This is a genomic window from Christensenella massiliensis (genome assembly GCF_040409835.1).
In the GTDB taxonomy this organism is placed as follows: domain Bacteria; phylum Bacillota; class Clostridia; order Christensenellales; family Christensenellaceae; genus Christensenella; species Christensenella massiliensis.
Genome location: NZ_CP117826.1, coordinates 212040 through 224910, shown reverse-complemented (window position 1 = coordinate 224910; position 12871 = coordinate 212040). Strand labels below are relative to the sequence as shown.

The following is a 12871-nucleotide window of genomic DNA, read 5'->3' as shown; positions in this document are numbered from 1 at the left end:
ATCACTTATTTCTCGCAGGGATTGTTGAATATCTTATCCCGTCTGCCCTCATACGGCGCCTTGATGATCAGCGGCTTCAGGAACGCCGATACTTTCTCGACTCCGTCTCCTACGCTCATCGTCACATCTTCATGCTCATAACTCAATACATAATCATACCCTACCAACGACAGCTCCGTGATCACTTTCTTCCACGGTACGCTCCCCCAGCCCGGTATCCGGAACCGGAACGTCCTGTCTATCCTCTGCCAGTCTCCCTGCATCAGGATCCCGCCATACTGGATGTTGTGCTCCACGATCTCTCCGTCCTTCGCATGTACGTGGAAGATCCTGTCCCCAAGCTCGTCCACGAAGTTCTCGATCCGCAGCCCCAGATAGATCAGGTTCGCCGGGTCCATGTTGAACCCCAGGCACGGATGTCCGTCTACCAGCTCGATCGCTCTCTTCGCCGTGTGGATATCATAGATAAAGTTGTTCGGATGCGGCTCTACTGCGAACTTCACCCCATATTCCTTGAACTTATCCAGTATCGGCGTGAAGTATTTTACAAAATCGCGCTCCATCATCTCCCAGCCCTGCGGGCACGGAAACGGGAAATATCTTCCCCAGTTCGTTACTCCCGTGAATCCGTTCACCACCGGCACTCCAAGCGCATTCGCCGCCTGCGCCGTCTTCAGCAGGCTCTCTGTTCCATATTTGATCTTTTCTTCCTTCGTGCCTTTATACAGCCCGTCCGTGTCTTCTCCCCACGGCCCCAATATCAGCAGCGAATCCGCATGGTTCGACAGCGCCGAGATCGTGATCCCATAGCCCGACAGCATCTTCTTCAGCTTTTCCGCATTGTTCCCCTTCAGGATCTCGTCGCAGTCGAACTGCCCGTTCCCTATATACGCCGGGATCTCCATCATCTCATACCCATGCTCACACATGATCTTCGCTACTTCTTCCAAGCTCAGGTGCGCATAGTTTGCCGCAAAGAATCCTAACTTCATCTCGTTACCTCCCATTCATTTTTCGTGTATTTTACAAACTTAATCAAGCTTTTATTCTGTAACACATTTTTGAAAATGTTGTTTTTAGTTGTTTTGTGTCTGTTTATGGTTCTATCATATACCAAAAGGAAGCGTAAGTCAACAAAAATCCTGTAAAATCATGCTGTTTTTTTTGACAGAATGTACGTACATTATTTTCCCGATAAAGCAAAGATTGCGAGAGTTCTTCAGAACCTCTCGCAATCTTCTTCTTTCCCAACAAAATTTATTTGCGTGCTTCGTGCACTGCCGCGACCATTTCTTTTGCGATCCGCGTGATCGATTCATAGTCGCCTGTCTTTGCACCGGCAGTCAAGTCTCCGCCTGCTCCTACCGCGACGGCACCAGCCTTGATCCATTCGCCTGCATTTTCGGCATTCACACCGCCTGTAGGCATGATGCGGACCTGCGGCAGCGGCCCTTTGATATTTTTGATCATTTTAGGACCAGCCAGATTTCCCGGGAACAGCTTTACGATATCCGCCCCCGCTTCGAGGCAATCGACGGTTTCTTTGATTGTCATCGCGCCCGGCATGCATGCTATCTGATACCGCAGGCACATTTTTACCGTCTCTGCGTTGAGGCACGGAGAAACAACAAATTGCGCTCCCGCAAGGATCGCCGCCCGCGCCGTCTCCGGATCAAGAACTGTACCTGCACCGATCAAGACATCTTTCGGGTCATAACGCTTTGCAAGCGCCTTGATGATATCCGCGGCGCCCGGAACCGTGAAAGTAACTTCGATTCCAATGATTCCGCCCGCAATGCAGGCATCGATGATCTTCATGACCTCTTCTTCGCTGTTGCCGCGTACGACCGCAACAACGCCGCATTCTTCCAATCTTCTCAATACTTCTAATTTTTCCATACTATTTACCTACCTATTTATTCAGAACATGCGGGCATTCTTTGCCCGAGAGAACTGCGATCACATTATCAACCGCCATACTTCCCATTCCGCTTACCGCTTCCGCTGTATGTGCGCCTGTATGAGGCGTGAAGATGACATTGTCAAGGCCTTTCAGCGGAGAATCGATCAGCGGCTCCTGTTCGAACGCATCGAGTCCCAATCCGCCAAGCTTACCACTCTTTACTGCCTCCGCAGCCGCCTGCTCATCAATAATCCCGCCGCGCGCCGTGTTGATTACGATCGCACCGTCTTTCATCTCAGCGATTTTCTCTGCATCGATCATATGACGGGTGGAATCATTAAGCGGAACATGCAGAGAAATGAAGTCCGATGTGGTCAGCACTTCATCAAGCTCCAATCTTCCAATTCCATTTTCCTTTGCAAAAGCTTCATCAAAATAAGGATCGTATGCGTTTACAGTCATTCCGAACGCCTTTGCTCTTATTGCAAGATTTTTACCGATCGCTCCCATGCCGACGATGCCGAGCGTCTTGCCTCTGAGCTCGATTCCTTGGCTGCGCGGCCATTCGCCTTTTTCTACTGCAGTGTGAAGCTTCGGAACATTTCGCGCCGCGCACAGCATCAATGCAAAAGCAAGCTCGCAAACAGCAACAGAATTCGTACCCGGCGTATTGGTCACCTTGATTCCCTTTGCCGTCGCCGCAGCCATATCAACGCGGTCTACCCCCGCGCCATAGCGTGAAATCACTTTCAGAGAAGCGGGCGCCTTTTCGAGAACGTCTGCCGTGATATAATCGAGCCCTGCCACATAACCGTCGACTCCGTCTAACCGTTCTAAAATCTCGTCAGCCTGCAGCGGCCGCCCTAAATCATTATAAACGACCTCATCCGCGAACAGCTCGAGCTTTGCCTTTGCTGCCGCATTTTCCGGTTTTAGAAAAGAAGTAGGCGTCACAAGGATCTTCATGCTCATTCACCCCACTTAGGATTCGGAACTGCGACTGCCTTTCCGTCTTTCTCAACTACAAGATTCCTATAGCCTTTCGTCTCGATCGTGCCATAATCGTGTCCTGCATCTCCACGGAATACAAAGAACGTGACCAACGGCGTGTCGCCGATATTGATGCTTCTATGAGCATATCTCTTAGGTACGTAAACAGCCTCTCCCGGCGTCATCTCCTGCAGGGACCAATCGCCCTCCGGGCTTTCCAACAGCATATAACCGTGCCCGCTTAAGCAATAATATACTTCTCCCGTATCGAGAATCGTATGGAAATGGCCTTTCGTCATGAAATATTCGTCGCCTACCTTACCCGGATAAGTAATGCTCGTACCAAAAGCAAGATCGCCGGGATGCTCAGGCGCGCCCATTTCGTAAAATTCATATACGAGCGGATCCTCGCCGCCTGCAAGCATTTTGTCGAATGCTGCATCGTCCGCATACATCCCTTTCATCTGGGAAAGATACCGTTTTGTGCTTTCCGCTGTTTTGGAAAGACCACTTATAAGGTCATAATCACATGTAAAGCCGCGGAGCCAATCGAATTTTCCTTCGTTTGCCATTTTGAAATCCTCCTTAATAACCATTTGCCGGTCGGTCCGGCAATTCCGTATTTTACGCATCAAGGTTCCGCTTTCCGATAGGAAAAGCGGAACCTGAACTGTTTTCAATTTATCTCTGGTTAAATTTAGCAGCAATCTTATCGAGTTCGTCCAGAACGGCTCCCTCGATCGGAATATCGAATACTTCCGAAATCACCTGTGTCCATCCATAAATGAAATATTTCCAACCGTCTTCCACATGGAGATTCTTTTCTTTTGCCTGCGCTTCCGCCTGATGCATGAAAAGAAGATCTCCGCGATAGTTGATTTCCCATACCAATGCATTTTCAGGGAACTGCGCCGCATCGGTAAGCGGGCTGCCCGGTCTGTCTTTTCCAAGCCCCGTCGCATTGATGATCAGGGAACCCTTACCCATTTTTTCCAAAACCTCATCGTTCTGGCCCGGTTCAGGCGTAAGATAATAAGAGCATTTTACGCTACCCGGATTGAGCGTCTTGTTGATCGCTTCTATCTCGTCCAGCCTCGGCTTGGAACGGTTCCCGATCACAATCTCGGACGGATAATTCCCCTCAAACTCCGGACGCATAAAATAGGAGCACATAGAAATCGCACTGCCGCCTGCGCCCATAATGAATACGCCCGATTCCGGATGGTCTTTCCAATAATTTTTAGGAACAAATTCCTCCAGCGCAAGACCGCTTGAGATCGGGTCCTTTGCGTGCCCGCACAGCTTGTCGCCGCGCTTTGAGATGGAAGAAAGCTCGCCAAATTTCTGCGCATACGGGTCAAGATATTCAAACATATCTTTCGTCGCATTGTAAAGATCGATCTTGTGCGTCGTTACGAGAGCGCCATAGGAAAGCGGATCGTTTTTGATGAACTCGACGACCTTTCTGTATTTTTCAGGCTCTGCGTGGATCTCGATGTCGATCCCTTTCATGACCGTGTCCTTCAGGCCAAGAGCCTTTGCCCACTCCGGAAATACCTTCATGATGGAAGACTTTCCCGTCGTTACCCCAATGAAGTACATTGTTGGCTGCGTTGCAGGTTCGAAATTAAACATTTTACACACTCCTTTTTATTTTTAATGCCTGCGGCGGATTCGCAACAAGCATCTTATGCATCATTTGTCTGCTGATTCCCCGTTCCTCCGCAAAAGGAACAAAAGTCTTCAGGATGAAATCGAGTCCCATATCCGCTGCGCCATAACTGCGCAGGCGCGCGTTCGTTGTATCGAGCCCCAGCAGCAACTGTTCTTCAAAGCCGCTTTCCAGCATGAACGCAATAAGCTCCGCTTCTTTTACATCATCATGATATTTCAGCCGGTGGATCGTATCGTATTCCATAAAAGCACCCGTCTGTGCACAATCCTTATGGTAATCGAAATCATATCTTGCCCGGTCAAGATGGCATAAAATCAAGTGCTGCGGCGGCAGGCCTCTTTTTGCGAAAAAATCCACAACATGGAGCGCATCTGCTTCCTGTTCGATATGTACCATGACCGGTACGCCAGTAGCCAGAGCCGCATCAGCAGCGGCGGCAAACAGCTTTTCATAGGTCTCGTCGGCGTGTATTCCATTTTTGTCGATCGCCGTCTTGATCTGTCCGGCCCGGCAAGCAAGCCGCTGTGCACCCGTCTGCTTCGACGAGAACATTCCCTCTTCGATTTCTTCTATATAAAGCCGTGCGATCTCATCCTCATTTTTATAGAAAAGATAGCTGTCTTCATAATAGAATATCGTTTTATGGAATCCTGTCGACGCTATGATCTTTACACCGCTCTCCACAGAAGCCCTTTCGAGAAGCTCCGCCATGCGGCCGCCAAGCACAGGCTGTGCATCGACAATCGTTCCGCCGCCCGCTGCACGATACTCCCGCAGCTCCGCGAGAGACTTGTCGTAGTCGTCCATATATAACACCGGAGACACTTCATAGGATCTGTCCATTTCCAAAAAAATGTGTTCATGACACTGACAATGTCCTAATGTATCCGGAGCAACATCTCCCGTTACGGTCCTTACGAATTCACCCATCAGAAGCCATCCCTTTTTATCCGAATGTTATGACATTCTTAAGCCCTTTTGCCGCTTTTGCGTTATCAAACGCTGTCAGAATGTCTTTAATATCATAATGTCCTGTAATAATGCTCTTGATATCGATCAAGCCCTCCGAGACAAAATCAAGCGTCTGTCTGAACTGGCAAATACTTGCGCGCGTCGAGCCCGTCAGGAATAGTTCCTTATAATGCACAAGATTCGTATCGATCGGTACAGGCTGCTTCGCTGCCGGTACGCCGCCGAAGAAATTAACACGGCCGCCATAGTTCATGAGCGGGAGCATAGCTGCCTGAACCGCCGGAACCGGGCATGCGGTGATCGCTACATCAAGACCTTTCCCTCTCGTTTGCTCCTTGACGAACCCTGGGAGGTCATCTCCGCAATAGGTCACAACGCCCGGAATGATTTTTTCACATTCCGCAAGCCTGTCTGCTGACAAATCGTTCATCATGACCTTGGCTGCGCCGGCCATTTTTGCAAGCATCGCGTGCATGATACCAATCGGGCCTGCACCAACGACGAGCACATACTCACCCGGCTTGATATTACATTTTAAAGAACCGTTGTACGCACAGGAAAGCGGTTCGTTTACGGCTGCTTCTTCCGCGGTCACGCCCTCCGGCATGATCATCAGATTTCCATAAATGATGGCTTCTTTCGGCACTTTCACATATTCGGCGAACGCCCCATCCATATTGATCCCAAAAGCTCTGTAGTTATCACACAGATGCGGCTGCCCTGCTACGCAACGATCGCATATCCCGCATCCGATATTCGGAGCGAGCGCGACTTTCATGCCTTTCTGATAGAACTTTACATTTTTGCCTACTTCAACAATAGTACCGCCAAATTCATGCCCAAGCACGCGCGGATGTTCTTCATCTACACCGGCATAGCCGTTTTGCCACATACGGACATCCGTACCGCATACGGCTGCCGCATCTACCTTCAGAAGTATCTCGTCCTCCGTTATTTCCGGTACCGGTATATCGTCCAAACGAATATCATTTGGGCCATATAATCTTAATGCTAACATATTTTTCCTCCTTAGAGCTCGATGATACGCTTTTCTGCAATCGACTGATTGCCTACTTCTACGATCTTGACCGCCATTTTACCGTCATGTCCAGTCACTTTTGGTTCCGTATCATTTAAGATACACTCTGCAAAACCGATGTCTTCCGCCAGATAAGCATCCTTAAAAAGCGTCATCCAGCTATTGATATACGGTGTGGAGATCCCCGTTCCGGGCGCAGCGACCGTATAATTGCTTCCGTTTTCTTTCCCGATATGAATCACGCCTTTTGTTCCTACGACCTCGACCTTTGCATCATATCCATACTGAACATACGCCGCTCCGTCTATCGAGTATTGGATGCCATTCTCAAATACTCCCGTCATCACTACGCTGTCGTAATAATCCGGATATTCCTCTGCGATCTCACGATTCCTGTAATTACCTGCAATGGCATATACGGTTTTGATCTCACTGCCTGCCAGCCATCTCACACAATCGATATCATGGCTGTTGAGTTCCGCAAGGACACCGTTGCTTTTTTTGATGTCATACATCCACGGACGCGGCTTGCTCGGCCCGCGCGTATTGGATCGAATGAGCACGACATCGCCGATCGCTCCGGAATCGATCACTTCCTTCGCCTGAATGAAGCCTGCGTCATGACGCCGCATAAAACCGATCTGCAGCTTTACATTGTTTTTCTTTGCCGCCGCTTCCATCTCTTCGCATTCTTCCGAGTTCATCGCCATCGGCTTTTCGCAGAAGATGTGCTTTCCCGCGTTGGCACAATCGATCACGATCTGTTTATGCAGGTTCGTCGGCGAAACCACTACAACTGCATCGATCTCGTCGTCCTTCAGGATATCTTTATAGTCCGTATAATATTTCGTGATCTCCAGTTCTTCCGCCGCAGCCTTTGCAGCGTCCTCTACGACATCTACAACAGCTGCCATATACGCGCCGTTTACTTTATTCTTAAAATTATTCGCATGGATCATTCCCGCGCGGCCTGCGCCAATGAGACAAATTCCCAATCTGCCGTTTTTCATTTTCTTCCTCCTTTGGAACACCTGATATCTGGTATAAAACTAAAAACTTTCATTGCTTTTATTATACTGAAATCATTATCGTTTTGCAATACTTTATTATCATTTATTCTCATTTTCTGTAATAATAGTATCGTTTCATACCCTTGCGGTCTCAACGCTTACGTCCTCCCGCTCCAAAAGCTCCATATATTCGGGATCAACTCCGGTATCTGTAATAATGAGATCGATCTCACTCAGCCCGGCAAACTTTACGAAAGTCGAAGTGTCGAACTTACTGCTGTCCACGAGCAGCAAGACCTCATCTCCCAGAGAAACCAATTTTTCTTTTACATGGGCAGTGTCGATATTCGGTGTTGTGATCCCGCGTTTGATACTCACCCCGTTTGCCGCAAGAAATGTTTTATCTACGTTCAGGTCGGAAAGCGTGTCGATAGCCTTTTGTCCCGCTGTACAATGAAAATTGCGCCGGACTGCTCCGCCCGCCATAATGATATTTGCTTTCCCGTTGCGTTCCAGAAAGGCGGCGATCTGAAGATCATTTGTTACGACCGTAAGATTCTCGTATGTAACCAGTTGCTTTGCCAACTCAAAAGTTGTCGTTCCCGTATCGAGTGCGATCGTATCTCCCTCATGCACATACTGTGCTGCACGCTTCGCTATCGCTTTTTTCTCGTTTACATGCTCGATCTCCTTTTGATAGGCATTCGGCTCATAATTCGCCTTGATATTACTAATTGCACCGCCATGCGTGCGTTTTAAAAGGCCGGCTTCCTCCAACTCCCTCAAATCGTTACGGATCGTCGCGGGAGATACGGAAAATTTTTCGCAAAGATTGCTTACTGTCGTTTTGATATTTTTATTGACAAGATCGACGATCATATGTTTGCGTTCTTCGGCAAACATACCGTCTTCACTATTTTTGCTCAATCTATATACCTCCTTACCCCTCTATTTCATAGACATCGCTCTTATAGACCGGCTCGAGCGCTTCGATCACGTTCAGATATTGTTCCGCGTATTTTTCATACTTCTCATGATTTTCCATATCAGGCATGATGGGCGCGCTTTCTTTTCCTAAATTTTTCATCGGTTCCCGATAGTCTGCAAAAACGCCTGCGCCGCATCCTGCAATGATGGCACTTCCGGCAAGCGCTGTTTCTCCCTGCTCATAAGCGATGACCGGGATCCCCAAAACATCCGCCTTGATTTGGTTGAACAGCGGGCTCTTAGATCCTCCTCCTGTCGTATACAATTTTTCAAACCGGGTATGCCGGTGCTCCTTTTTCAAAATATTGAAGTAATACGCATATTCATACGCGATCCCCTCCATGACCGCACGATATAGATGTCCGCGGCCATGCTTCCAGTCGAGGCCGACAAAGCTGCCTTTCACATAAGGATTATTCGGTAAAACACGGCCGCAGAAATGCGGAACGAATAATATTCCCTCGCTTCCGGCCGGAAGGTTCTCCGCCTCCGCCATCAGATCATCATAGGAAGCGGCAGGTTTTCCGGTAAATTCATCGCGGAACCAACGAATGCATAATCCCCCGCCATTGATATAAGCCAACGGGTGCCACAATCCCTCGATCGGCGACGGCATTTGCACCAGAGTCTCAAATTCCGTATCCGGATGATATTCATCCGACGCACAGCATAATACAGAGGCAGTTCCGGCCGTATCCATCAACATCCCCGCTTCTACGATACCCGAACCAAAGGCACCCGCCGCCGTATCTCCTGCCCCTACGACGACCGGTATTCCTTCTATAAGACCGCTTTGTTTTCCAAATTCAGCAGTTGTTTTTCCTGCAATTTCAAAGGAAGAGGCTATACGCGCCATCTTCTCTTTTGCAATCCCAAACATCTCAAGAAGTTCTTCTGACCATTCTTTTTTTACATTGTCTCCAAAATTGGAGAAATGGATGCAGGTATGTGTGAAAGTCGCTTCTTCCGCTTTCAAGCCACACATTTTTCCAATCACATATCCGCTGGGAAGAACAAACTTTGCCGTTTTTTTGTAAGCTTCCGGCTGTTCATTTTTCCACCAAAGCATCTTTGGGCCATGCGTATAAGATGCCGGACCGCCGCATATTTCAATAATTTTCTTTCCCGCTTTTTCCTGCATTTCATGCATATATTTTCCACAGCGCATATCGAGCCACGAATCATAATAGGTGGAAGCCTCGCCATCCTCTGCGATCCCCATAATTCCTGCCGACTGGCTGTCAATGCCGATTGCGCAGACATCAGAAGCCGCTATATCCGACTTTTCCATAACTTCCTTTACAGTCCTTACACAGGAGCCATAAATTTCTTCCGCCTCCTGCCATACGACGCCCGGTTTCGGACTGATCAGACGGGATACCTCAAAGGCATCTGCTTTCATTTTCATATTGGTATCGAAAAGAATGCATTTTGTTCCCTGTGTTCCAATATCGATTGAAATAATATACTGCATATAACTTCCCCCTATTTCATTTTCACATAAAGAAAAACATTATTTTTATTTGTAATTGTTTATTATTGTTTGTTATCATTATAATGTTTTAGGAAGTAAGTGTCAATACAGAGTAAAAACTTGTGCAAATAAAAAATTATATAACGAAAATGATTTATTTCACAAAAAAAACTTCCGCCTGTCTTCTGACAAGCGGAAGTTTATCATGGATAGAAAAGATCAGTCTCTCTTCTTATGCTGCAGCAGAACCGCACCAATGATAATCGCGCCCTTAACCGCATTGACCAGATATACGTTCAAGCCGACGATCGTTATGATATTATTGATGACGCCCAGAATGATGATACCAAAGAGAACGCCTATCATATGTCCTTTACCGCCCTCCATTGCGATACCGCCGACAACTGCCATTGCAATCGCATTCAACTCGTATTCGTTACCAGAGGAAGCAGAGTTGATCGAGTTCATTCTTGAAGCCTCGATGATCGTTGCGATTGCTACTGTAAGGCCGAGCAGCACAAACGCCATAATTTTTACCTTATCGGTATCGATACCGGACAGCCTCGTCGCTTGTTCATTCGAACCGACTGCATAGATCCTGCGGCCAAGAACCGTATACTTCGAAATATAGAAGCAGATAACGAATACTACCGCAAAATAAATCAGCGGCAGCGGAAATACTCCGCCAATCTCATAGTTCGAAATTTCTTTGAATGCATCTACATTACCGGTGATTCCGCGCGCATCTAAGATGAACAATGCAAGGGACCTGTAAATATACTGCATACCTAACGTAACAATAAAGGACGGAACGCGGCCCTTTGTAATAATCGCGCCAACACCGGCCGATAACGCACAGCTGCAGGCGACCGCAACGATAATCGCGAGAACAATATTGCCTGTCGCATTCAAGATGGACAACAATATGATACCTACGATAACCAGCTGCGTACCGACAGACAAGTCGATGTTTCCGGTGATAATGACAAATGCAGTACCAAAGGCAATGATACCAACAACTGCATTGCCGCGGAAAATATTAATAAAGTTCTGACCATTCATAAACGTCGTGCCGCCCAGAATCGTCGCAACGATGATCAGCCCGGCCGCGACCAAAATGATAGAATACTCTTTAATGAACTTATTCCAAGCAGTATTCTTCTGCATCGCTTTTACTTCTTCAGACATTGCTTTTCTTCTCCTCTCAATCTAATACACCGCCGGTCGAGAGTATCATGATCGCTTCCTCCGAAAGCTCATCCCGCTGAAGTTCTCCCTTGAGAACGCCATGATACATAACCAAAACGCGGTCACAAATCTTTAAGATCTCCTGCGCCTCACCCGACGTCACAATGATACCCATTCCGCTCTTCGCAAGCTCCATAATAACTCCGTAGATCTCATTTTTCGCACCTACGTCAACGCCCTGCGTCGGGTTAGACAGAATCATGATATCGGGTTCCGCAGTCAGCCATTTTGCAAGCACGACCTTCTGCTGGTTACCACCCGAAAGGCTGGTGATCAGGTTCGCCAGATTATCCACCTTAATGTTCAGCTTTTCCTTATACTCCAACGCTTTTCGATTTTCCTTCGCCTTGGAGAGAGATAAGCCGCTCTTATACTGGTCCAGCGTTACGATGGTCATATTTTCCGTAACAGTCAGATCTTTTATGATTGCGTTTTCCTTACGGTTGGACGGAAGCAAACCAATGCCTGCTTTTTTCGCTTTTGCCGGATGATTATACTTGATGACCTTTCCATTTTTCTCGATGGTTCCGCTTGTGAAAGCCAAATCTCCAAACAGTCCGCGCACCAGCTCGTCCTTACCGTCCCCGAGAAGACCAGTGATACCGAGAATCTCTCCTGCATGCAGGTCAAAGCTTACATGATCGACGCGTCTATCAATGCAAAGGTCTTTTACGCTTAGAACCACATTTCCAATTTCATGCGGCTGATAAACCACAACATCCATAACGCTTTTACCAACCATCAGCCTTGCAATATCGGCTTGTTTTGCAACTTCACCATTTTCTCCTTTGATTGGGTGAGTGCCTACCATTTCGCCATTGCGCAATACGGTATAATAATCGCAGAATTCCACGACCTCGCCTAACTTGTGTGAAATAAAGATGATCGTAACGCCATGTTCCTTGATCAGATTCCGCATGATCGCGAATACATTTTCCACCTCAGGCTGCGTAAGCGATGTCGTTGGCTCGTCCATAATAATGAGCTTGGCATCCATTAAAATTGATTTAGCAATCTCTACGATCTGCTTATAGGAGGCCTGCAGATCTCCCATCATGGCCCGAGGATCGATGGTAACGTGCATACGCTCGAAAACTTCCTGCGTTTTTTGGATCATCGCCGCAGCATCTATGCCGCCGCCCCTTTTACGCAGCTCATGCCCGAGGAACATATTTTCGTAAACATACAGGTCGTTTACAACATTCAATTCCTGATGAATAAATGCAATCTTATTTTTCTGTGCCTCCGCCGGGCTGGCAATTTTCACCGGCTGTCCAAACAACTCGATACTGCCGCTGTCCATGGGGATAACGCCGCCCAGAATATTCATCAACGTCGTTTTCCCGGCGCCGTTTTCGCCCAAAAGCGCATGGATCTTTCCCGCCTCCACGTTGAAATCAACGCCTTTCAAGACCGGAACACCGCCGAACCCTTTACGGATATCGTTCATTTTCAGTGCATATTCCATTTACGCATGTCTCCCTTGTCTATTACCGCAACTTTAGCGGCTACAAATTCCTCTTGAAATAATCCAACGGGGTCGTAAAGGCCCCGTTGGATATTTTTCATGTTA

At 47.7% G+C, this 12871-nt stretch carries 12 protein-coding genes; all 12 read right to left on the bottom strand.

Annotated features, from left to right (window positions below; translation table 11 throughout):
* Positions 1-5: 5 nt before the first annotated feature.
* On the bottom strand, positions 6-992 hold the full coding sequence (locus PUP29_RS01135; protein WP_079547643.1) for a sugar phosphate isomerase/epimerase family protein: 987 nt from the start codon (positions 990-992) through the stop codon (positions 6-8).
* 265 nt (positions 993-1257) lie between these two features.
* A complete protein-coding gene (locus PUP29_RS01130) occupies positions 1258-1899 on the bottom strand; it encodes a bifunctional 2-keto-4-hydroxyglutarate aldolase/2-keto-3-deoxy-6-phosphogluconate aldolase (RefSeq protein ID WP_079547644.1) in 642 nt (213 codons plus the stop codon).
* A 13-nt stretch (positions 1900-1912) separates the two neighbouring features.
* Positions 1913-2875 carry a phosphoglycerate dehydrogenase gene (locus tag PUP29_RS01125; protein ID WP_353423594.1) on the bottom strand — a complete coding sequence of 321 codons (963 nt, stop codon included), beginning with the start codon at positions 2873-2875 and terminating at the stop codon, positions 1913-1915.
* Entirely contained in the window at positions 2872-3465 is a 594-nt protein-coding gene (locus tag PUP29_RS01120; RefSeq protein ID WP_079547645.1) for a glucose-6-phosphate isomerase, read from the bottom strand. The genes PUP29_RS01125 and PUP29_RS01120 overlap by 4 nt, the downstream gene beginning before the upstream one ends.
* A 109-nt stretch (positions 3466-3574) precedes the next feature.
* The gene (locus tag PUP29_RS01115) at positions 3575-4528 is read right to left on the bottom strand and encodes a shikimate dehydrogenase family protein (RefSeq protein ID WP_079547646.1); all 954 of its coding nucleotides are present in this window, start codon (positions 4526-4528) and stop codon (positions 3575-3577) included.
* 1 nt (position 4529) lies between these two features.
* Entirely contained in the window at positions 4530-5498 is a 969-nt protein-coding gene (locus PUP29_RS01110; RefSeq protein ID WP_079547647.1) for a phosphotriesterase family protein, read from the bottom strand.
* Between the two features lie 16 nt (positions 5499-5514).
* The gene (locus PUP29_RS01105; protein ID WP_079547648.1) at positions 5515-6558 is read right to left on the bottom strand and encodes an alcohol dehydrogenase catalytic domain-containing protein; all 1044 of its coding nucleotides are present in this window, start codon (positions 6556-6558) and stop codon (positions 5515-5517) included.
* Between the two features lie 11 nt (positions 6559-6569).
* The gene (locus tag PUP29_RS01100; RefSeq protein ID WP_079547649.1) at positions 6570-7589 is read right to left on the bottom strand and encodes a Gfo/Idh/MocA family oxidoreductase; all 1020 of its coding nucleotides are present in this window, start codon (positions 7587-7589) and stop codon (positions 6570-6572) included.
* 135 nt (positions 7590-7724) lie between these two features.
* Positions 7725-8516 (bottom strand): DeoR/GlpR family DNA-binding transcription regulator, encoded by a 792-nt coding sequence (locus PUP29_RS01095; protein ID WP_353423593.1) that lies wholly within the window; start codon positions 8514-8516, stop codon positions 7725-7727.
* A 13-nt stretch (positions 8517-8529) separates the two neighbouring features.
* Entirely contained in the window at positions 8530-10050 is a 1521-nt protein-coding gene (locus PUP29_RS01090) for a xylulokinase (RefSeq protein WP_079547650.1), read from the bottom strand.
* A gap of 219 nt (positions 10051-10269) precedes the next feature.
* The gene (locus tag PUP29_RS01085; RefSeq protein ID WP_079547651.1) at positions 10270-11238 is read right to left on the bottom strand and encodes an ABC transporter permease; all 969 of its coding nucleotides are present in this window, start codon (positions 11236-11238) and stop codon (positions 10270-10272) included.
* A 16-nt stretch (positions 11239-11254) separates the two neighbouring features.
* Positions 11255-12766, bottom strand: a complete 1512-nt coding sequence (locus tag PUP29_RS01080) for a sugar ABC transporter ATP-binding protein (RefSeq protein ID WP_079547652.1) — start codon at positions 12764-12766, stop codon at positions 11255-11257.
* Between the last annotated feature and the right edge of the window lie 105 nt (positions 12767-12871).